The organism is Ornithinibacillus contaminans (assembly GCF_001038425.2).
GTDB lineage: Bacteria > Bacillota > Bacilli > Bacillales > Amphibacillaceae > Ornithinibacillus > Ornithinibacillus contaminans.
The window spans coordinates 255,301-278,904 of record NZ_LDPV02000050.1 but is presented as its reverse complement, the minus strand read 5'-3'; the positions used below and the strand labels follow the sequence as shown (position 1 = coordinate 278,904).

Here is a 23,604-nt window from a genome sequence, read left to right as displayed (position 1 = left end):
TATGTATGAGTCAGCAAAACTATCGCAATTAAAAAAAGTATTTGAATCAAAGTACGATATAAATCTTTTTCAGTCATTTGTCAAAGAGTTCTTTAATGAACCGGAAATGCTACAGGCTACTAGAAAGACAGGTATATGGAGGGAATATAGTGACCATGTTGCGTCTTACTCTCTAATTGCTAAATATACAGACAGAATTGATAATGAATTAATTATTTTAAGTGTTGAACTAAAGAAAAATCATAGTGTAGACCGGGCAAGAACTTTACAACGTAACTTTATTTCTAAGGTGTTAGAACAGCAAGGGTATGATGCGGCAATTGTTGCTTTCTATGTTCCAGATGAAACAACTTGGAGATTGTCATTTGTGAGATTAGATTATACGTTTGACGATAAGGGGCTATCTTTGGATTTAACACCTGCAAGGAGATATTCTTACCTTGTTGGCGAGGGGGAACCCAATCATACTGCTCAAAAGCAACTGCTAGAAATTTTTCAGAACGATGATGATAACCCGTTACTAGATGAAATAGAAAATGCTTTTAGTGTAGAAAAGGTTACGAAAGATTTTTATAAACAGTATGAACTAAAATATTTAGAATTAAAAGAATATCTAGAAGATAATACTGCTTTTGCTGAGGAAACTGCTAGACTAGGCTTTGAAGTTGAAAAGTTTGCTGAACAATTTGCCAAGAAATTGATGGGACAATTAGCCTTTCTGTATTTTCTTCAAAAGAAAGGCTGGTTAGGAGTTAGAATTCTACCAGAAAGCAGAATATTGTCAGAAGGCGATTATAATGAGTTATATAGAAATCTAGATATAATTCATAAATCAATATTAGATAAAACGTTCATTAAAACAAGGGATAGCCAAAGGAAGTTAACATCTAAGTCATTGTATAGTTTGAATGATCATGAAGCAGAATTGTTTTCTGATTGCTTCATAGGAACTAAATTTGAAGAACCATGGGGGAATGGAAATAAAACATTTATTAGGGAGATATTTACTTTTTGTCAAGAAAAGACAAACCAGAACTTCTTTGATGACTTTTTAGAGCCCTTATTCTATGAGGCTTTAAATAAAAAGAGAAAAAATCAATATTTCCAAAGATTTAATTGTAAGATACCTTTCCTTAATGGGGGGCTATTCGAACCCCTAGAAGGATATAGATGGAAAGATGTAAATTTTAAAATTCCAAATGAAATATTTTCTAATGTTAAGGATAAGGGAAAAGAAGCAGATGGGATTTTAGATATTTTTGATAGGTTTAATTTTACAATTAACGAGGCAGAACCATTGGAAATGGATGTAGCCGTCGATCCGGAAATGTTGGGTAAAATATTTGAAAACTTATTGGAGGTAAAAGATAGAAAATCTAAAGGGGCATACTACACTCCGAGAGAAATAGTACATTACATGTGTCAAGAAAGTTTAATTAATTATCTATCGAATGAGATTGACATACCTCGAAAGGATATTGAAGAATTTATTCTTTACGGTGATTTAATTAAAGATGTTGATAGCCGCAGCGGTGTGGGATATAAAAAAGGGCTAACAATTAAAAATACGATTCTACAAAACATAGTACAAATAGATAACGCCTTAAAAAATATCACTGTTGCAGATCCAGCTGTTGGTTCTGGAGCATTTCCATTAGGAATGTTAAGTGAGATAGTGAGAGCACGAAATAATATAACCGAATACCTCATAAAGAAAGACAAGGATGGTTTTTTTGGGATTGTTTATGGTGAGGAAGTAATTAGAAAAAAACGTTCTCCTTATTATCTTAAGTGGGAAACAATTAAAAATTCTATATTCGCAGTTGATATAGAAGCAAGTGCTGTAGATATAGCCAAGCTAAGGTTATGGTTATCTGTAATAGTTGAACAGGAAATTAATGCGGATACACCAGATCCACATCCATTACCGAACTTAGACGTCAATATACTTGTTGGTAATAGTCTAATAGATGAATACGAAGGAATAAAGCTATTCGATGAGGAAATTTTAAAGAAAACTAAAGGTAAGTATTCTCAGAAATCCGATGACTTAGCTGTTCAATTAAGTTTATTAATTGATAATACCGATGAATTATTAAAGGATATGTTTGTATTACAAGATAAGTATTTTGATGAGGAGGATGAAAGAAAGAAAAAAGAATTAAAGCAAAAAATTGATGGGATTCGAGAAGATTTAATTGAATATAAACTGCAACATGACGGCAATGATAAAGCTTTAGAAAAATATAAAAAAATGAGAGAAAATAATCAAAAACCTTACTTTCTCTGGAAACTTGAATTTGCAAAAGTGTTCAGGGAAAAGGGCGGATTCGATGTAGTAATTGGAAATCCCCCTTATGTTGGTGAGAGTGGTAATAAGGATATATTCCGTCCTATAGCCAAAACTGGTTTTGGAAGTAGATATTACCAAGGAAAAATGGATTTATTTTATTTCTTCTTCCATTTAGGGCTTGATATTGGAAAGGATAACAGTGAGATTTCTTTTATTACCACTAATTATTTTCCAACAGCTTTTGGTGCAAAAAAACTTCGTAGCGATTTATTAAAAAGGTCTAAAATTAGAAAACTAATCAATTTTAATGAATTAAAGATATTTGATTCAGCACGTGGGCAACATAATATGATTACTATTCTTACAAAGAACGATAGTGAGGCTAACCTAATTGCTCAAACCTGTATCACTAACAGAATAGGTAATGCAACACCTGAATTACTATCCAAAATTGTCAGTTGGAAAGACCAAGAAAGCTCATATTTTAATGTAGACCAAGATAACTTATACGAAGGAAAAGAAAACTATATCCGTCTAAGTGGTGCTAAAAACAAAGGCGAAGACAACATCGACAGTATTTTATATAAAATGGGTAATTTGGAAGAAAGGCTAGGAGATATAGTAGAAATTAATCAAGGTGTAGTTACGGGATGTGATTATGTTTCTGGTAGGAACATTAACAAGCTGAGTAACAAAGATAATGTAGAAAAAAATGATGGTATTTTTGTATTTGATTTAACAAATCAAAGAGATAAATCTATAATAGATTCATTTAACAATGGTAAAGAATTACTTAGGGACTTTTATAAAAACTCAGATATATCCAAGTATAACTGTAGTACAATTCCTAAGAAGAAAATAATTTATTATGAAGGAAAACTTGATATTGATAAATATCCAGACGTGTATAATCATTTGTTGAAATTTAAGGAGATACTTGAGGGTAGGCTTAAAACTTATAATGAAAAATATCACTGGACATCTATTCATAGAGCTAGAGAAGAGAGGATCTTTTTAGGAGAAAAAATAGTTGTACCATATCGTTCAAAGGTAAATGCATTTGCTTTTAATAATGTAGAATGGTTTTGTAGGTCGGATGCTTATGTTATTACACCGAAAACGGAAAAAGTAAATTTGAAATATTTATTAGGGCTTTTAAATTCAAAACCATACTTTTTTTGGTTGTATTATAAGGGAAAACGCAAAGGAGAAGTATTAGAGCTTTTCCAAGTACCATTGTCTGAAATACCTTTACCAGAAGTAAGGGATGAAGATCAAAAGAATATATCTAAATTAGTGGATGGGATATTGGAATTGTCAAATTCAAATAATTACGCTCAAAAATCAAATGAGAAAATTGAATTCGAGAATAGAATAAATTCAATTGTTTGTAATATTTTAGGCTTTAGTCAAAAAGAGATTGATATTATTGAACAATTATATCCAAAGGAGGAGAGAAAATGAGTGATTTAAAGTATGAAATACTGGACAAGGTAGCAGTCTTATCAGAATCAGGTAAAGGTTGGAAAAAAGAATTCAATGTTATAAGTTGGAATGGAAGAGAGCCAAAATACGATATTAGAGATTGGTCTCCAGATAGAGAGAAAATGGGTAAAGGTATAACTCTCACTATCGATGAACTCAAAGAACTAAAGGCTGCCCTTAATGAATTAGATGAGTTATTATAATTGATAAAATAAATAATATGAAAAAACTATTAACGATTTTGACTCGGATATAGAAGTATTTAGTAAAAAAACATTGTGCATCAGAAGATTGTATAACCCGATGAGATTTGCAAGAGCGCAATATCGATTTGGGTTTTTTCTTTAGGAATAGGAGGAATATTATATGACAAAATGGTGGATGATTCGTGCGGGAGATAACAATGAATTAATTCCAATATGGAAGGACAAGGGTATTGCTTCCATTGGATGGCCAAAATTGGGTGATCCTAAACAATATAGTTCAAAGGAAGAAATGTTAACTAAAGCAAATACTGTATTTGCTGATAGTAAACCTAATACTAGAAAGAGCTGGATTAACCAGGTATGGCGTTTCAGCAGAGAAATTAAGAAGGACGATAGAGTTATCACTTATTTTAAAGAAACTAGAGAATATCTAGTTGGAACTGTAACTGAAGATCCTTTTTATAATGAGTCAATAGGGGATCCTGCATACCCAAATAATATAAGAGTGGAATGGGAAGAAACTACAGTTATTAGAGATACACTATCACAAGCAGCAAAGAATAGTTTAGGTTCGGTATTAACAGTGTTTCGTGTAGATGATTGGGGAAGTGAGATTGAAAGATTATTAGAGTACCCTTTTGTTGAACCGGAGGAAACAGATGAAGCTGAAGAAAGTGAAATAATAGAAGACTTGGTTAATAAGGCACTGGTAATGGTACAAGACAAAGTTGATAAACTTGACCCATGGCAAATGAAAGAACTGGTTGGGGGACTTTTGCAAGCAATGGACTACAATGTGCGGGTAAATCCAAAGGGCCCTGACGGTGGAGTGGATGTATTGGCTTATAAAGATGCCTTTGGATTTGAAAAGCCTATTATTAAAGTTCAAGTAAAGCATCGTAAGTCTTCTGCATCGGCACCAGAGATTCAACAGTTATTAGGGGCAAATCCGATTGATGCTAATAGTTTATTTGTTTCAACCGGTGGTTTTACATCACAAGCAGAAGCGGTTGCTAGACATAATTCTGTTAGGTTGGTGGATTTGGAGGAATTAGTAGATTTGGTTGTAAAGTGGTATGAGAATATGCCGAATGATGTAAGGGCGTTGTTACCGTTGCAGAAGATGTATGTTCCAGAATGATTGATTAGATTATTGAAGGCGGTTAAAGATGGAAAAGTTGGCAAAAAGGGTTTTATTTCTATTACGGTACAATCATGATAGAGAGAATTGGAGTTTTGGATTAGAGGACAAGGAGACATGGAAGGTAATTACTACGATTGCCCAACATAAAGAGTTCTCTGAAATTATTGATATAGAAGATACAGAAGGCTGGCTCATTGATATTTTCAATTGGCTTAACTTTAAAGACAAGAATATGTTTGAATTAAATGATGCTCTTTCCGTTCTCGAATTGTTAAAAAAGAATTTAAAAATTAATATTGATGATTATTGGGTAGTTTTCCCGTTAGTGAATGCAACTCTAAATGATACGATTTGCTTAGATGAAAGTATCTATATCATTGGAGGCGACGATAAGGAGCATAAACTGAATCAACTAAAACAGATTACCAACCTCCCTATTCAGGAGTTAGATTCAAGATTCGAACACACAATTCGTTCAAGGTCACCCATATTTTTATCGCACCCGATAATTGCGATTAAAATACGCCATCAATATTCAAGCGTTAACCGTATTGCTTCTAATTGCGCTTTTTATGCTGTAAGTTTATTAAACGTTATGTATAGAGCTTACATATACCCTAATTATGAAAACACTAAAGTCTCTGTTGGATTTAGACAGTTAATCAAAAATGGAAGTTTAGGTGATTATAATAAATTAAACAGGCATATTGCAATTCATGGAGAGAAAAATTGGATACATATTCCTTTAAATTTTAATTACAATTGTAGCTTTGATCTTGAGTGGCTGAAAAACAGGGAACACACAAAGCGTTTTATAAGCCTATATAGGTGGTCTCAAGAAACTAACGACGTTGATGAATTAAAGGCTAGATTTTTAAGGTCTATAAAGTTTTTTATGAAGGCAATTAATTTCGGTAAACGATCCAACTCATTGGATAGTGAATCTGATACTGTTTTATACATCAATATTGCAGCAGAAGTAATGCTATTAAAGAAAAATGAGGATAAGCATACTAGAAAAAGGAAATTAACCTTTTTGTTAGATCATCTAGTTACCCTAGGGCAATTAGATCAAGCTAGCGCAATTGATAAAGTATGTAAATCAAGAAATGAATTCGTACATGATGGATTAGATTACATCGACGATTACTATTATAGAAATAAGGTAGATCCAATCAAGGAGGAAGCTAAGGGTAAAACTGACTTAGAGGTCTTTATAAGGATTATTGCCATTCTAATTAGCAAGGCTGATTATTATATCCAATATGCATTAGAAAATAAAAAGCATAGTAATTTCAATGCAAAAGAATCCTGGTTCAACCTGCTGTCTGACTACTTTGATAATGGGGAGATTCCCGATGAATTAATTGAAGTAATGCAAGAAGGTAAAAAGCGATTATGATTAACTTGGAAGACGGTAAACAAGAATTCAATTAGAAGAGAATCAAGGAATGGATTTCTTGTATCTCTTTCCCTGGTTGAAGCAGGTGAACGTTCTGGAATTCCTTAATGAAATAAAAGGGGAAAATATGGGTGGGTTAAAATATTTTGGAGAGTTTTTTTGAAAAACTTAATTATGTAGTCTTTTAAAAGATGGTGTTTATCAAAATGGAGAAGTCAGTGGAACAACTAACGTTAAAAATAAAGCTTAAAATAAATCGTATGCATGTTTAGATTCAAAACCAAAACAAAGTGGGAGGAAAGCAAATGCTTAAAGTCTTAGAACCTGCCTATATTTCATTATATATATCATTTAACCAGGTAGAAAAATTAGCAAAACAATTAATTGCAAAAGAAATAGGAAGGGTTATACCAGTAAATGTTGAAGGTGACGACGATGATACTGGACTGAGAATACGCGTAGAAATTGATGAAAGTTCATTATCGGATGATGAGGCAATATATCTAGCATCAAGAGGATTTGCTGTTGATCAACCATATCGAAGTGCACATTTTGTTTTAGAGGCACTAACTGAGGGAGTTCCATATGAAATTCTGCCCAGATTAGGACATGACGATGGTGAGTTTGGTACGTACTTCTTGGTGGAGATTCCGTATCATTGGTATATTACTAAGGAAGAGTAATAGTAAAATTATGTTTGAAAGTAGATTTTTTTAAGGGTCTAACATACTCGAACTTAACTTCAACTTTTTCACCTGGACTTAGAAATCATAAGAAGAAATGGGCTTGATCCCGGGGCTCAAAGGGTTCTAATCCTTTCAATCTCAAATAATTTATCGCTTGAGCGTTTAGCTCAGACATCACAGGATTTTAACTTACAAGAACGCTAAAGACTGTTAATTTTAATATTGCAGTTTCTTTAGCGTTTTATTTATAGGATACTAATAATTTGGCTCTACAAAGGAAGAAAAGGGGTAAGGTAATGAGCATCAACGAGACTAATTTAAGAAGAACCATTAGAAATGATAGTGAACTTTCAAAAAAACTAGTAGCAGTGAGGAAAAAAAGAGATGATGAAGCAAAGAAAATAAATACAATTACCAAGAAACGTAATGTTACGAGTTCAGATTTACAAAGGTTAGAACGATATCAGAAAAATCTACTAAAATATGAAAAAGAAATGACACAATTAATGGAACGGGTTCGTAAAAATAATGATGATATTAACAGATATAAAGAACGAGTCGACAAAGAACAAAAACGGGAATACGAAAAAATGATGAAAGCTATTAATTCCCAAACAAACACGAATGAAAATTATATGAACAGATTATCGGAAGTATCAGAAAGGTTAAATGAACTGGCTATAGATGTTAAGCATACTGCACATGAAAAAGAGATTATAGAATTTGACGTATTTTTATCTCATTCAAGTCTTGACAAGGAAGTCTTTGTTACTGAGCTGTCTGAAAAGCTAAGTGAAAAAGGGCTTAAAGTTTTTGAGGATGTTAAAGTTTTCAAAATAGGACAAAGTCAAACAGATATGATGAATATGGGAATTTTAAATTCAAGATTTGTTGTAGTCTTCCTATCATCTAATTTCATTCAGAGTGGATGGTCTGAGTACGAATTTAAGAGCTTCTTAAACCGAGAAATTAATGAAAAGAAAATAATTATATTGCCGATATGGCACGATGTGTCGGCTGAACAGGTACGTCAATATAATCCGTATTTGGTTGATAAATTTGCTCTAAGTACGGGTAAGTTTACTGTAGATGAAATGGTTGAACATATTTCTCAGGTAATTTTCCAATCAAAAGAAGCAAATTAACCAGTGTCTGTAATCATTTAACTGTTGTGAAAAATATGGTTAACACTGATCCATACTAAGTATGGGTCAGGGCACTTATATTAATTTTTTTTAGAATCTGACAAACCCCGTCCTTATAAAAACATGCAAATCTATAAAAAGTGAGATTTCAGAGATGATTGGTAAGATGTAATAGTGATGAGAATTGGACGTAATGATCGGTGAAAGGGCTTAGCCCCTCGCTTCTCTAAGATATTAAATTTTTAATAGTGCTGAACCCAAAGTCTAACGATAATTTGAGAAATAAAAGAGATAATTAAACTTGAGGAGAGATTTTACTAATGGAAAACAAAGAAATAATTATATCTGCTTCTGATAAGGTAAAAAAGGCAGGGCTTGGTGATGATGAACATGGATTTCAGTATTTGTTTAATAACAAAAGACTTGAAGAAGACCTTACTAATAGCGCAAAAACCATTCAAGAGATAGAAGAGGAAAAAATATCCGATATTCTAAATAATTTTATTGGTGAGCAATTCGAAAATACTACAATTTTGACAGGTGCTGGAGCTTCGATAATAAATCATGAAAATAGAGAGCTTTTAAGTGAGTATTCAGGGAAAACGGTTTGGGAACTTACAAAAGAAATAAATGACCATCTATGGGAAGAATCTATTTTAAATGATTCGGATTTATTTTCTCTAGAAGAATTTGTAGAAAAGGTAAAATACTTCACTGGAGATGAAAGGTATTCTGTAGAAAAGGTTAATATTGAAGATTTATTATCTAAAGCAGAGTCAGCAAAAGAGTATATATCGATAAATGAAGACGAAAAAGTAAAGTTTGATGGAACTTTATATACGATTGAAGAAAAAATTAAGGAACTTTGCACATTACAACTTCATAAATTTCATCCTCATCCAAGATTTCTTGAAAAAGTAACAATGCGTAGAAGCTCACATAATAGGGTTAAATTGTTTACGACAAACTACGACACTTTATTCGAACAAGCTGCTGAACAAGAAGGATTTATTTTAGTTGATGGATTTACATATAATTTTCCCAGGAAGTTTAATCCTTTCATATATGACTATGATTTTGTAAGAAGAGGGGACAATAAGGTTACAGATGAGCCCGATTATGTTGAAAAAGTAATTCATTTGTATAAACTTCATGGTTCTATTGATTGGGAAAGAAGAGGAGAAAATGAAATAGTAAAGCAGGAAGATCCAAAGCATGCATTAATGATTTATCCTAGAAGAAATAAGTATGAACAATCGTATGAACCACCATACTTTGAAATGTTTTCTAGATTTCAATTGGAATTAAGAAAGAAGAATACTCTTTTCATTTCCATAGGGTTTAGCTTTGCTGATAAACATATTCGAACAATTGTTGAAAATGCTATGAAAAACAATCCGAGTTTAAGAATTTTAATAGTTGATTATGATTTACAACAAGAGAGCTTTAAAGTTTTTAGAGATAGAATTGATAATGGGTATCAAAATATTATGCTTTTTCAGGGGGACTTTTCAAGATTCGAGAATTTTTATTTAAAACAAAAAGCATTTAGTGATCAATTTTTTGAAGATACAGGTGATAAGTATGAATGAATCAATTTTTCGTCATCAATTATTCTTAGGATATGTTTCTAAAATTAATGTACATAATGTCACTATTCATATTCCTTCATCAACTAACTTGAATAATTTTTTTCATCAAGGAGAAAGGTTTCATGGAGGAACAATCAATGGTTATATAGTTATTGAAGGGGAAAACAGAGGTTTTATTGGAAAAGTGATATCTTCGGAAATTCCTGAGAAAGAAAGATTAGAACTTTCTTCAATCGCGTTTAAACGAGATGATTTCCATCCACTGTTACAGGCCGAAATTTTATCTGTCTTTGATTATCGGGATGTGAACTTCAATAAATCCATTGTTGATTTTCCCAATGTAGGCTCTAAGGTATACATGGCAAGTAACCAATTTATCGAGCATTATGCAAAGGGGATTGAGTTACAAAGTTATTCATTAAAAACAAATAACTTTGCAAGCCTTATAAGTCCAAATTCCAACTCTGATCTTGAACTTTCCTTTCAAGCATTGTTTAGTAGACACGCTGCAATCATAGGTTCTACCGGAAGTGGAAAAAGTTGGACAACCTCCAACTTAATTTCTAACCTTCTTGAAAATAACCAAAAGGTTGTCTTAATTGACCCTACTGGAGAGTATAGAAAACTTGCTAATGAATATTCTGCTGATAAGAATAAGATTATTTTAGGAGAGAGTCATATACTCTCTTATAAAAATTTAAAGCTCCAGGATTTATTTCACTTATTAAAACCAGCACCAAGTGCTCAAGCACCTAAGTTAAGAGAAGCAGTGAGAAGTTTAAAACTTCTAAAAAAGTTTGAAGATAAATTGGTTAACCTAGCGAGTCCAGAAAAGAACTATATCGTAACAAGAGGATCAAATATAAAAACGATTATAAAAGAAGGTAAAGAAAGAGACGCCTATTTAAAAATACTAAATGATAATATAAATGAAGTTTCAGTAGATAATAGTGATTTTGATATACGAGGACTAGCAGACCAGGTACAGCAAGAGTGTGTATGGCCAACTGGAAGATATTCAGACAACCATTTATTTGGAGGGGCGGATGAGAGTACGCTTGGTCATTGTTCTACTTTAATTACTAGAATAGAAAGCTTAGTTAATGACCAGTTTTATAATCAAATCTTTGATTTCACACAGACTAAGAACTTTGATAAAGACCTAGTGAAAGCATTAAGAGAATATTTAGAGGAGAATAGTTATGAGGGGGAATTATTTTATATTGATGTTAGTAAAGTACCTTTCTCATTTGAAATGAGGGAGGTCGTTGTTGATATAATAGGACAGTTGCTACTAAACACTGCAAGAGAAGGAAGATTTAAAGAAGATCCTGTAACAGTATTCGCTGATGAAGCCCATCAATTTATGAATAAGTCTGTTACAACGGACAACGAGGTTTTGACACTAGAGGCATTTGAGAGTATTGCGAAAGAAGGAAGAAAGTATGGTTTGTTTCTATGTATTACAACACAATTGCCACGTGATATACCAATAGGTATCCTAAGCCAAATTGGAACTTTTGTTACACATCGTCTTATTAATCAAAGGGACAAAGAAATTGTTATGCATTCTTTGCCATTCTCCAATAGAGACATTATTAATTATCTGCCTGCACTTGGACAAGGTGAAGCAATAATATCCAGTAATGAGTTAAAAGACGTATTATTCGCTAGGATAACTAGACCACGAATAGAACCGGACTCAAATACACCAGTCTATTCTGATACAGTGACACAACTTATAAATGAAGAAAATATAGAATGAAGGGGTATTTACCTCGCTACTCTAACACATTAGCATATTGAGGGACTGAATCCAGAGCGGGAATATATATTTGGAACAGTGGTTTCTAGGAGATGTTATTAATGAATAAAGGATATATATGTAGAGAGAAGTATAATAGTTATAAAACAGACTAAAAATGCTGGGGAGGTGCGATCAGATGTTACCAAAGAAAGAAATTCAATATTTATTAGAGAGACTCGAATCGAGCATTGCTTACGACTTGGAATAACAACAATTAGATTTTAAACAATGGAACAAATAGATGGAGAATAAGGATAACTTTGTCTAAAAGCGAACATTTGATAGTAAGATGAGGGGAACTAAGGACAAAAATAAGGACATCATAAATCGAAAATACTATTGGGATACCGAATAATATATTAGAGCTCCTCACAAGGTTTTTTAGAGGAGCTCTAATTGCTCTATTTTACCCTACAAACCGGTACGGATGCACTTTAATGGAACGGTACAAACCTAAAAAGAGAAGGTAAGATACTAGCCGTGGAGTCCCCCATATCTATTTAATCTAAAATAAAATAAGGTGGTTAATTGAAATGGCGTCAATTAAAACAAGTCTTTCTGATAAGGGCTGGGTGTTGATTAAAAACAAATCTAATATAGATAAAGATGAATTATTAAAACTAGCTAGAGCTATAGGGGTTCCTATTGCTTCGCGTAGACATGGTTCACTATTAGATAAACTGAGATTACAGGAAGTACACGAAGCAAATCCAAATTCTTTAAGCGCAATACACGGAACTGGAACTTTCCCCCTTCATAGTGATACTGCTCATTGGAAAACCCCAGCAAGATTTGTTATTTTATTTGCGAAAGAAATAAAATCTGCTTGTTATCCAACAATTTTAATGGATACAACTGTACTAGATTTTGATGAAACAAAATATGAAGTGTTGAAGAGAGGAATATTTACTGTGAAAAACGGTCGGAGGAGTTTTCTTACTACAATTATAAGTAATAGTGAAAAAAATTCAAGTGAGTTTATTCGTTATGACCAAGGTTGTATGAAGCCCGCAAATAAAACGGGTGAAACAGCAGATAAATACTTAAATAAGCTAATTGATAATGCTGAGCCTATTATAGTTAATTGGGAGCAAGGGGATTTATTAATATTTGATAATTGGAGGTTTCTTCATGGAAGAGGGCAAAAAGGCAATGAAGCTTTAAATATAGATCGATTACTATATAGAGTGCTTATAATGAATCATGGGGAGGGAAATAATATTGGGTATTAAATATGAAGATTTGTGGAAAAAGTCACAAGTATTTATTGAAAGAGCAATAGAAAGTAGGAACGAGAGTAAAATAGATGAATTTAATCTATGGGCTTCTATAGCATTAGAGTTACTAGGCAAATCAACCTTGGCAAAGATACATCCATCCCTTGTAGTAGATCCCTCAACTCCCAAGGGGTTATTAATAGCTAGTGGTTATTCTGATAGTGAAGATTATAAAACTATAACTGCCAAAACAGTTTTTGATAGACTACGGAACTTAATTAAAGTTAAAAGGTTTGATGAAGACACTAAGAAATTTTGTACCAGATTAGCGAATTTACGAAATGCTGAACTGCACTCGGGTGAACTCCCTTTCGTTGATAGGGATATGGAAAGTTGGTTACCTAAGTTCTGGGATACTTGTAAAATGCTTTTAGAACACCAAGGAAAAACATTAGAAGACTATATTGGGGAAAGTGAAGCAAAAAGCGCAGAAGAAATAATACATGATAAATCAATTGTATTACAAAAAACTATTGAATCAAAAATACATAAATTTAAACAAGATGCGTTAAAGAGATATGGTGGAGAATTGGAGAAGGAATCAGAAAACTTCAAGATTTCATGGATCAATGAGGATGAAATTGTTGTAAAGTGTCCCGCATGTACCTTTGAAGCTGTTATTGAAGGTGAAGCTCTTGAAGAAGGGGAAATAGAATCAAATCCCGATGATCCTTGGATTTTTTTCCAGGATATAACATTTTTAGCAACTTCTTTTACATGTAGGACATGTGGTTTAGTCCTAGGCAATCATGATGAAATAGTAGCTGCAGGGTTAGACCAAGAATTTACAAATAGAATAGAAGTAGAGCCGGACTATGAACCAGATTATGGAAATGATTAAGATAAAGTACTTTATCTTTGAAAACAACTTGTAACTGATGGTGTAAACACACAGACCCTTTTTGGTATGACATTTTTAACAAATTTATAAGAACTGGAGTACTGTGGCCCAGTTCTTATTTAACCTTTTTTTTCTCTATATAATTTGTATTAACTACAAATTTATAATGCAGTATTATTTACTTATACAGAAATAGTAAATAAAGATTATCCCTCCATTAACTTATTCCTAATTCGTATAGTATGCAATGGATGTAACTCGTTGTACTTATAAATTGAAGCAATAATTACTTGATTATCAGAAAATTCCTCCATAAGTATATTCATTGTTTCGCGGATATTTTCTTGATCTATTTCACGACCACTTGGTGAGTCGAGGACTATAGGCAATTTAATACCTAGGACTCTTTGAATCTCTAAGATATATGCCATTTTAAAGGAAAATACGATTTTGTGTAGTACGGCTCCACTTAGTGATTTCAGATCAGAAGTAAAAATATAGTTTTTATTAAGGTTAATAACATCTTCCACCCCTAATTTTTGGGCAAATTTAATTATGGATCTATGTAAGTCATTAACAATAGGATTATTATCAATGGTTCTTTCTAGAATAGTTCTCTTTAGCTTTTTATTTTGGTTATTTAATTGAATAATTATTTTTCTTATTTGATCTGGATTGACATTTAAGTGAGCTATTTGACTATCAAATCTCTCGATTTCAGTCTGAACGTCGAATAAATTTTGGGTCTCTGATAGTTTCTGATTAAGTATTGACAGTTCCTTCTTAACTTTTGCAAGATTTATTTTAACCATGTTATATCGTGCAAGAATATAGTTTTGATTATCGTCAAAGTGTTCAATGGTATCCTTTGTTACGGGAATCGTTCTCCCGGTATCTTCGTCTTTTACTACTAATTTCATTTTCTCAATAAAACTAGTAAAATAGATGTTTTCTTTTCTAATAGAGTCTATAGACTTCAATTTATCTTCTAATTCATTTTTTTCAAAAGTAAGCATCTGGATTTTATTTTCCAACTCAGAAGTATAGTCAGGAAAGGCTATATCATTTGCAGATGTTGCAAGATGTTCTTTGTATTCTATAATATTTTGAAGTTGTTGGTATTTTTTTAACTCTAACTCTATTGATTTTTGTTTTTCTCGTAATTGAGTTACATTTCTATTTGATAATCCTTGTACAAGTTCCTCAATATTAAAATGAATACTACCGATGACTACTCCTCTATTAAGTAAAGTCCAGCCTTTCTCTTGATCCATATAAATTGCACCAAGTATATTTTTTAAAATGTCTTCGTTTGTTGTCCCCCAAACGAAACTTTGTAATTCAATTTCCTCTTCAGGTAGCACAAAAGTATAAATGTCAGTATTATTTATTGATAGTGTAATAATGTTATTTTCTCTTCTTGTTTCCATGTTCTTATTGTTAGTATCAAAGTTACATATGACGGTGCATTTATTAAATTTTATATTTTTAGTCCCAGGTATGTTGTAACCCAGAGAATAAAACAAAAATCTTAATAAAGTAGATTTCCCCACGCTATTCTTTTTGCTATGTATTAAGTTGAAGTTATCATCTAAATCGAATCTCTTTGTAATTCCATTATATTTTATGATTAAATGATTAATTTTCATAACAAGCCCGCCGCCTTTTTTACACTATCTATTCTAAATCTATTTGTTAAAATCTTTGTTAATACTAGTTTAATGACACCCTCTTTAATATCAGGTTCTAAAAGGTTATTTTTAAATAAGGAGTCATATGATTTCCAATTGGTCTCAATAAATTTACCAATAGATTCTTTTCTCTTTAATGAATGATTTTCTTTTTGAAATTTGGTAAAGTCATTTACAACCTTGGTAACAAACTCAAATTGTTCGGATTTTTTATTAATAAATGTATTATATTTCCGTACAATTTCTTCGATTTCACCTGGGTCGTAGTTATCAAAAAAGCTGTCATAATATGAAATAGAGGAATCTAAAACGACAACGGGCCAAATCAAATCTTCTTTTTTTAGTTTTACCAGCTTTGTTGAAGCGTTCTGAAAAAATATATTTTGCCAATAATCCAATAGATGTTGGGCTATTCCTTCACTTATATCCGCACTAGCTAGAAAGGTTTTCACTGCTTCATTAATTATTCTATACCTAGTTTCTTTATCCTCACCAAAGAAAGGAAATGACCAGATTTCCAATTTATTGTAGTCTAAGTAAGATAGGCTTAGGTTAAACTTTTTCGCAGCATTATCAATGTACTTTTTTATAATACCTTTTGCTGGGTTGTTTAATTCTGTATATGTGTATTTTAAAACTCCATGTCCCATAAAGTAATAAAACAGCTCTTTATCTTTTAGCGGATTCATTATATTAGATACATATATAATTTTTTCGTATTTACTTTGATTAGTTGCATTAATAAGAGTTTTGAGTGCATCTCTCAATTTGGTAAGTGTGTTTGTACTTGAAGTAGGATCTTCTTGTGATTTTGCTTGAACAAATATAGTCTTACTATCTTTGAGGTAAAGTTCAATATCATCAATTTTCCCCTCGACTTTTAAGGATTCTAAACACTTAATGTTTTTAAGTGCTAATAAAATCGCTGCATTACTTTGGAAGTCCCATCCAAATGCAGATGAGGATGCATTAGTATCAATTACTGCAGTTGCTTCACTAGACCTGACCATTTTACTCACCTATTCGAATATAGTTTATAAGAGTATATTTTATGAAAAATTTCCTATATTTAATAGTATAGTAGATAACATTGGTTATTGATACCATATTTAGGTTTAAATACATCCAATGCAGAATAGAGGTAGTGAAAGTAACCTTCACTACCTTTAAAAAAGATAAAATATATAAGCTTTTATATTACAGAAAAGATTATTATTTTACCCTACAAACCGGTACGGTGAGCCTTATCATAAGTGAAAATAATTAACAGACATTTTACAAGAAGTGAATTTTCAATGGTACCGCTATTTCGGAACGTGGTGAAAAGATTAGGGTAGAGAATATGCTGAGGGTCATATGGAAAGAGGAAAGAACCAAAAAAAAGAAATCAAAAAAATAACGGGGAGTGAAAAACACTCCCCGTTATTTAGCGTCTATCAAGAAATTATCTTGTCCGGGATAAACGGATGATAATAACTCATGCCGCCCTTTTTCCCGCTTATCAAGCATAATCTGTTCAGGCGTAATCCCCCGCTCGCGCAATACTTCCATGTTCTGAACAATAAATTCATCACTACCAACAATATAGTAGATACCGCTCTTATCTGCAGCAAGATTCCTCGCTTCTTCATAATAGTCTTTACGGTTATCAACAAACAGTGATGTGAAGTTCTTATCCGGTGCTGATTTGAAAACGGTAGGGAATAAGAAATCCTTTGTTGAATCAATGTTCAGGGAATGGATTTGATTCACATTGTCCGCACGTTCCAAATAATCAAGTACAAGCGGTCTAAACGTTGCCAATCCAACACCTGATGATAGCAGGTATATATTTTTATTCTCTCTTCTAAGTGGCACATTCGAATGCGTTTTGAAGATGGCTACTTTAGTTCCGACTTCTATAGTTTTTAAGATCGTCTTAAACTCCGAGCATTGCTCTTTAATCCGTGTTGTGATGCCGATCGTATTTTCGTGAGGTAATGTGGAGATGGACATATGGCGAATCAGACTTCGGTTTGGTTTATCTCCGGCGTTGAAGCCTTCCAGTGCGAAGTGCGTGTGGGAACCTTCTTCCCAGGTAAAGTCTTCTGGACGGTCAAGCAGGAACGTTTTTACCTCTGGCGTTTCCTCGGTAATCTTATTTATTCTCGTCCAGTATATTTGCATGATCATACTCCTATCACCATGATATGAATTGTTATTATCTACTATACAATAAATGATAACAATTCTCAATTATGCGGATGAATTATTTTGGTTTGGAAGTATCATTTATAGGTGTTTTTATTTTGGGATAATATTTTTGGAATATTATGTTAGTATGTAGGAAGAGGGATTGTATTATGGCGGCTAAGTATAGGGGGCTTATAATGATGAAACAACTTTATATTAAGCAAAAAGTATTCAGTCTAAGTGAGAAATTCACGGTGAATGATCAGGCGGAGAACGATGTTTATTACGTGGAGGGCAGCTTCCTGAAGATCCCTAAGACCTTCACGATTAGCAATACAGTAAATGCTGAAGTTGCACGCGTTACGAAGAAGGTGTTTAGCTTTTTTCCGAAGTTTTTTGTTGAGGTAAACGGACAAGAAGTGTTAACGATTAAGAAGGAACTTTCCTTCTTCAAGGCTCGCTATACGATTGATGCAGCAGGTATTGAAATTCGAGATAATTGGTGGGATATGGAATTTCAGGTAATACAGAATGGTGAGGTCGTGGGAAAAGTAAATAAGGAATGGTTCTAATGGGGCGATAGCTACAAGGTAGCGATATTCGATGAAGCGATGGAGACTATTGTAATTGCAGTTGTAGTTGCCATTGATTGTGTGAAGAATGATGAAGCGAATGCAGCAGCTTCCTCGATAACGACGCCTTAATTTAGAATTTAGTAGTTTAGAAGACTAAAGTAGTCCATCATTATATGGAGCGGTGGATTTTTCAAATAGTATGAGGGGATTTGGACGGAGCTAGACTTTAACTTACCTGATAATATCATTATCATCTAGTATATGCTGGAGAACCAAAATGGAAGTAAATATATTTATAATATAGTGCAGTGTTATAATTTCAGGTAATAAATTCTTTTTTGGAGGTACGCTATGAATGTTGTTGTGAATACTCAAAAAGAAAAATATAAAGATTGGGTTACGGAAAATTTAGGTGAAAAGACGGGTATGTGGTACACACCATATCTTGAAAAACTTGGAACCCTGTTAGAAAAGTTTGGATTAGGTAGCGGCTATAAGGAAAATTTCTTTGAGTATCAATCATATTCGGAATATAAAAATATCTATCAACAAATAACGAAACAAAGTGATGAGGATATTGAGAGATTAGTAACTGGTAAAAGTACACCACGATATCCAGAAAAGTTTGGTACGACAAGAATTCAATTTAGAAAAAAATATGCGGAAGATGAATATAATCGCGGCGTAAGAAGTAAGCCTGATAATATAGGTGGGATACCTGACTGGGGCGTTTTAATGCGATCATATTTAATATTTTTATATTATGATGAAAATCCTACTTTAACTTATCCTAAAAAAGAGAAGAAAATTGCGAACCAAGAAGATGAAATTGATAACAGCATTAATTATTGGGTAATTTCACCAGGCGAAAATTCGAGATTATGGGATCAGTTCCACGCAGAAAATATGATTGCACTTGGTTGGGACTATTTAGGAGATTTAATAAACTATGATTCGAAGGAAGCTGTTGAACGAAAAATAGCTGAGCAAAGAGCAGATGGGGTGCGCCCTGTCAATGATACAAAGGCTGTGTGGGATTTCTATCGTGAAATTCAAATGGGTGACGTTGTATATGTGAAAGAAGGAATTAAGAAAATCCTCGCACGTGGTGTTGTTACGGGAGATTACTACTTCGATGATAAAGCAGCCGAGTATAAACATAGAAGAAAAGTAGAGTGGCATCAAGTTGGGAAGTGGGAACTACATCAGACTATTGCTCAAAAAACGTTAACATGTTTAAATTCTTATCCAAATCTTATTAAAGAAATGGATCAATTAATGAACGAAGATTTTATTGACCCAAAGATTGTGGAAGTAAATGAATTTCGAAATTGGCTATCTAATCAAATTATGGAAACAGGAGCTAGTTTGAATGATAAAACCGTTACGCAAAAAGTAAATGCGTTAAAGGATATAGAGCAACACTTTGACACTGCTATCTTTGGCGAAACAGATATGGATCAACTAAAACAGTTAAGGGATGTCGTTATATCTGATGAATCCTACAAGAAATATAAAGGCGTATCGGGAAGTTCAATTGACTACTACATTCGCTTTATAGATTCTAAGCCTACTGTACAAGAAAATGAATCCTTTACAATGGATGAATTTCTTTCGAATGTTTTTATTGAGAAGAAGGAGCTTGTAAGTCTAATCTCTTTACTTGAAAATAAGAAAAATCTTATTTTAAAAGGTGCACCGGGAGTAGGGAAGACATTTATTGCCAAGCGATTAGCGTATGTCATGATGGAAGAAAAAGATGAAACACGTGTCCAAATGGTTCAGTTCCACCAAAGCTATAGTTATGAGGACTTCATTGAAGGGTTCCGTCCAAAAGCCGAAGGAGATGGGTTTGAGCTGAAACAAGGTCCGTTTGTGAAGTTTGCTAGAAAAGCAGCACGAGATCCAGAACGTGACTACTTCTTTATTATTGATGAAATTAATCGTGGGAATATGAGTAAAATCTTTGGGGAATTAATGATGCTTATTGAAGCGGATAAGCGAGGCGAGCAAATCAATCTCCTTTATTCTAATGATAAGTTTTCTGTGCCATCGAATTTATACATCATTGGAATGATGAATACGGCAGATAGAAGCTTAGCTTTATTAGACTACGCACTTAGAAGAAGATTTTCATTCTTTGAAATTAAACCGGCGTTCCAAAATGAAACATTTAAGTCGTATGTAAACGAATTAAATAATCCAGAAGCTTTAAATCGTATCATTGATGAAATTAAAAGCTTAAATAATCAAATTGTTGAAGAGCTAGGGACAGGCTTTCAAATTGGGCATAGCTACTTTGTAGGTGATGCTTATAAAGTAGATACTGCAAATCGTGTAGAGGAAGTAATCGAATATGAAATCATTCCACAGCTATTCGAGTATTGGTTTGATGATGAACAGAAAGCAAACGATTGGGCTGAACGACTAAGAGGTTGTTACGATGGATGGAAATAATAATATTCCAATTCGCAATATATACTATATGCTTTCCTATGCCTATCAAACGTTAAATCTTTCCGAGTATAAACAGATCGGAACCGAAAAGTTTGAGAACGTCAAAGAGCTTTACTCAGGAATATTATCGATTGGTATTCCTGTTTTGATTCGCGGAGGATTAAGTAAAGATTATATAGGTGTTGAAGAGACTTCCAATGTGATTAAGGGGAAAATTGATATCAATTCTACGATAAAGAAAAATTCATTGGTAAATAAGAAAATTGCTGTGGTTTATGATGAGTTCTCTGAAAATATATTGTTGAATCAAATTATTAAAGCAACACTTGTTTACCTATCGCGATCAAATAAAATAAGTCAAAAAATGCGAAGATTATTCTACGGTTTGCTGCCTTATTTTACAGAGGTATCAGATGTAGAAGTAGATTTGAAGCTATGGAAAAACGTTAGATATAGCCGCCAAAACATTCGCTATCAATTTATTGTAGACGTGTGTAGATATCTTTATGAGCAGTTATTATTTGATGAAAGCTCTACATCTCAAATGATGAAGGAGATTCAAGACGAACAAAGATTATCGTCTTTATATGAAAAGTTCATCTATGCGTTTTTTAAACGTGAAACGAATTATAATGTATCCCATCCTCAAATACAGTGGAGTGTTGATGATGAATTCACAGAAGCATTACCGATTATGCAAACAGACCTTGTAATTCAAAAAGATAAAAAAACATTGATAGTGGATACAAAATTTTATTCTGAAAATATGGTAGCAAGGTTTGAAGGTGGAGCTGCAAAGCAAAAATCCGGTAACCTTTATCAAATATTTACATATATAAATAATTGGAAAAAAGAGCCGGGTGAAACGGTTGCAGGTATGCTACTTTATGCGAAAACAACTGCATTAAATCAACCCAACCATATTTATCACATTAAAGGTAACCAAATTTTAGTTGTATCTCTTGATTTACAACAAGATTTTAGCGGCATAAAGGAAAACTTGTTAGCATATGCCAATCAATTTTTTGCGTAGTTTTATAAATTCGCTTTATCTAAATAAGAAATATCCCTCGAATCATCATTAAGGGGACATTTCTTATTATTACCCGTTCATATTTGATACAAATAAATCGTATCGTTAATTAAATGCTATTAAAACATCGGCAGAAACTATATAAGAAAATATGATAATGAACCCATATGCGAAGTAACGAACTTTGAACTGGCTGCAATATTTGAAATTGGTAGGTTAATGAAAAATCATTCAATTTCATTTGCATAGAAACATCTGTATTCTCACGTATACATACTTTTGATAAATTAGTTGTTAAATCAAGTGATTTATAAAGTAATTCTGGTTTGCTAAAAAAATATAATAATAAGTGGACAATTACTCTAAGACAAAAGATGTCTTTTTCTAGTAAGTTATTCTAGACTATAAGTAACAATATCAATCTATAACGAAAGGAGAAAAAAATGAAAGTTACCAACTCAAATACTTTACTCATTCATAAAAATACGGAATATCTACCAAATCAAACAAAAGCAGAAGCAAGTAATCATCATAAAAGTCAAAACTTCCACGAATACTTAGAACGAAGCAATACCGATAGCACTTCCTTAACTAAGCTCAATTATGCATATACGAATGGATCAGACTTTATAAAAGCAAAAGCTAGCGAAGTAGACTTGCCATTGTTAACGCTTGAGGAGATAAAAAGCACTTTTTCAGATCAAGAAAGCGCATTAGCATTAACTCCCGGAACAAAGATTAAATTATCATCCTATACCAATCCAGCGGTTTATGTAACAGTAGAAAAAGAATCCGTTAGTATTTCAACGGATACAACACCGCTTGGAAGGGCATATGTGAATGAGTTTAATACAACCGTAAGAGAAATGCTGAATGTTACTAATTCTAATGAAATTCCAGACCTGTCAAAGCTGTCAAAAGAGGATTTAGCCATTGTTAAACAAATGCAGCAGGAACATGCTGATGCAGTAAAGGGAATTGGCGGTGAAAAGCAGTACCAATCCTTACACGCCATTGCGGAATCGCTTGATGATTTCATCCGTTTCGCAAATGGACAATCGCATTCGGTTTCAGTAGAAGATCATGAAAATATTAAATCAGGATTAGAAATGATGGGGATTGATACAAGTCAGCCATTTTATATCAATGGGAATAAGATTGAATATGGTGAAAATGGGTTTGTTAGAAGTCTGCAGTAATTAATTCCGTATGAAAACCAGTAAAAATAAAAACAATAAAAGCTCACCTTAAAAAAGTAGTTCACTTACTATGGGGAAAATATCGAATCACATAACAAATCGCATATGGTTTCGTAGTATCTTTAACAACCAACACTTAATTTAGCACGCAAAAACGCTTGGATAAACTAGGTATCAAAGCGTTTTTTTTATTTCATTATTTTCATGTATAGTTTCTTACTCCATTAAAGCTCCTATTAGTTCAATAATTTCTACCCAAAATTCCTATCCAAAAACAGAAGTAAATAACTACCTGCGCAAAGATAAATTGCAACTTGAGTTATGACGTAAATTGAAAGTTCAGATACAGTCAATTTCCTATCTCTCTTAACTCTTTTAAAATGTCTATAATAATAGAGTGAACATATGAGTAGTATTATTGCTGATAATTGGAATATATTATCCAGAAGATCAACCAAAAAATCATCTCCTCCACTTACAATATGTACTCTTTTTTATTACATAATTTTATAAAGTTATTATAACATATATTCTGACTTATCATAAAATTATCGAACCCTGATTTACAAATAGAACTCCAATTAGCGATGAAAATAGCA

General features: G+C 32.7%; 17 protein-coding genes and 1 pseudogene. 15 read left to right on the top strand and 3 right to left on the bottom strand.

Annotation, left to right across the window (positions count from 1 at the left end):
- Window position 1: 1 nt before the first annotated feature.
- The 10 genes from JF53_RS14615 to JF53_RS14570 all read left to right on the top strand — a co-directional run bounded on the left by JF53_RS14615 (window position 2) and on the right by JF53_RS14570 (window position 13,878).
- A complete protein-coding gene (locus JF53_RS14615) occupies window positions 2-3,757 on the top strand; it encodes an Eco57I restriction-modification methylase domain-containing protein (protein ID WP_047980176.1) in 3,756 nt (1,251 codons plus the stop codon).
- On the top strand, window positions 3,754-3,981 hold the full coding sequence (locus JF53_RS14610; RefSeq protein ID WP_047980177.1) for a YdbC family protein: 228 nt from the start codon (window positions 3,754-3,756) through the stop codon (window positions 3,979-3,981). The genes JF53_RS14615 and JF53_RS14610 overlap by 4 nt, the downstream gene beginning before the upstream one ends.
- Before the next feature lie 163 nt (window positions 3,982-4,144).
- The gene (locus tag JF53_RS14605; RefSeq protein WP_047980178.1) at window positions 4,145-5,125 is read left to right on the top strand and encodes a restriction endonuclease; all 981 of its coding nucleotides are present in this window, start codon (window positions 4,145-4,147) and stop codon (window positions 5,123-5,125) included.
- 28 nt (window positions 5,126-5,153) lie between these two features.
- Window positions 5,154-6,530 (top strand): hypothetical protein, encoded by a 1,377-nt coding sequence (locus JF53_RS14600; protein ID WP_047980179.1) that lies wholly within the window; start codon window positions 5,154-5,156, stop codon window positions 6,528-6,530.
- 305 nt (window positions 6,531-6,835) lie between these two features.
- Window positions 6,836-7,213 carry a hypothetical protein gene (locus tag JF53_RS14595; RefSeq protein ID WP_047980180.1) on the top strand — a complete coding sequence of 126 codons (378 nt, stop codon included), beginning with the start codon at window positions 6,836-6,838 and terminating at the stop codon, window positions 7,211-7,213.
- Between the two features lie 299 nt (window positions 7,214-7,512).
- Complete coding sequence (locus tag JF53_RS14590) at window positions 7,513-8,361, top strand: TIR domain-containing protein (RefSeq protein WP_047980181.1); 849 nt, start codon at window positions 7,513-7,515, stop codon at window positions 8,359-8,361.
- A gap of 320 nt (window positions 8,362-8,681) precedes the next feature.
- The gene (locus JF53_RS14585; protein ID WP_053071849.1) at window positions 8,682-9,953 is read left to right on the top strand and encodes an SIR2 family protein; all 1,272 of its coding nucleotides are present in this window, start codon (window positions 8,682-8,684) and stop codon (window positions 9,951-9,953) included.
- Window positions 9,946-11,718, top strand: coding sequence for an ATP-binding protein (locus JF53_RS14580; protein WP_047980182.1), 1,773 nt, complete (start codon window positions 9,946-9,948; stop codon window positions 11,716-11,718). Before JF53_RS14585 ends, JF53_RS14580 begins: the two co-directional genes overlap by 8 nt.
- 575 nt (window positions 11,719-12,293) lie before the next feature.
- On the top strand, window positions 12,294-12,992 hold the full coding sequence (locus tag JF53_RS14575; protein WP_047980183.1) for a Fe(II)-2OG oxygenase family protein: 699 nt from the start codon (window positions 12,294-12,296) through the stop codon (window positions 12,990-12,992).
- A complete protein-coding gene (locus JF53_RS14570) occupies window positions 12,982-13,878 on the top strand; it encodes a hypothetical protein (protein ID WP_047980184.1) in 897 nt (298 codons plus the stop codon). Before JF53_RS14575 ends, JF53_RS14570 begins: the two co-directional genes overlap by 11 nt.
- 206 nt (window positions 13,879-14,084) lie before the next feature.
- Here JF53_RS14570 and JF53_RS14565 read toward each other — a convergent pair whose 3' ends face one another.
- The 3 genes from JF53_RS14565 to JF53_RS14555 form a co-directional block, all read right to left on the bottom strand.
- Complete coding sequence (locus JF53_RS14565) at window positions 14,085-15,527, bottom strand: hypothetical protein (protein ID WP_047980185.1); 1,443 nt, start codon at window positions 15,525-15,527, stop codon at window positions 14,085-14,087.
- Window positions 15,524-16,579 (bottom strand): hypothetical protein, encoded by a 1,056-nt coding sequence (locus tag JF53_RS14560; RefSeq protein WP_047980186.1) that lies wholly within the window; start codon window positions 16,577-16,579, stop codon window positions 15,524-15,526. The genes JF53_RS14565 and JF53_RS14560 overlap by 4 nt, the downstream gene beginning before the upstream one ends.
- 412 nt (window positions 16,580-16,991) lie before the next feature.
- On the bottom strand, window positions 16,992-17,735 hold the full coding sequence (locus JF53_RS14555; RefSeq protein ID WP_047980187.1) for a bifunctional nitric oxide dioxygenase/dihydropteridine reductase 2: 744 nt from the start codon (window positions 17,733-17,735) through the stop codon (window positions 16,992-16,994).
- Between the two features lie 206 nt (window positions 17,736-17,941).
- On the opposite strand from JF53_RS14555, the pseudogene JF53_RS14550 reads away from it, so the two are divergent.
- The 5 genes and pseudogenes from JF53_RS14550 to JF53_RS14535 all read left to right on the top strand — a co-directional run bounded on the left by JF53_RS14550 (window position 17,942) and on the right by JF53_RS14535 (window position 23,005).
- A pseudogene (locus JF53_RS14550) lies at window positions 17,942-18,445 on the top strand (LURP-one-related/scramblase family protein).
- Between the two features lie 222 nt (window positions 18,446-18,667).
- On the top strand, window positions 18,668-20,773 hold the full coding sequence (locus tag JF53_RS17780; protein ID WP_053071850.1) for an AAA family ATPase: 2,106 nt from the start codon (window positions 18,668-18,670) through the stop codon (window positions 20,771-20,773).
- Window positions 20,760-21,806, top strand: coding sequence for a 5-methylcytosine restriction system specificity protein McrC (locus tag JF53_RS14540; RefSeq protein WP_047980188.1), 1,047 nt, complete (start codon window positions 20,760-20,762; stop codon window positions 21,804-21,806). Before JF53_RS17780 ends, JF53_RS14540 begins: the two co-directional genes overlap by 14 nt.
- Before the next feature lie 126 nt (window positions 21,807-21,932).
- On the top strand, window positions 21,933-22,055 hold the full coding sequence (locus JF53_RS18085) for a DUF6710 family protein (RefSeq protein WP_407944462.1): 123 nt from the start codon (window positions 21,933-21,935) through the stop codon (window positions 22,053-22,055).
- A gap of 194 nt (window positions 22,056-22,249) precedes the next feature.
- Complete coding sequence (locus tag JF53_RS14535; RefSeq protein ID WP_047980189.1) at window positions 22,250-23,005, top strand: hypothetical protein; 756 nt, start codon at window positions 22,250-22,252, stop codon at window positions 23,003-23,005.
- Window positions 23,006-23,604: the final 599 nt, after the last annotated feature.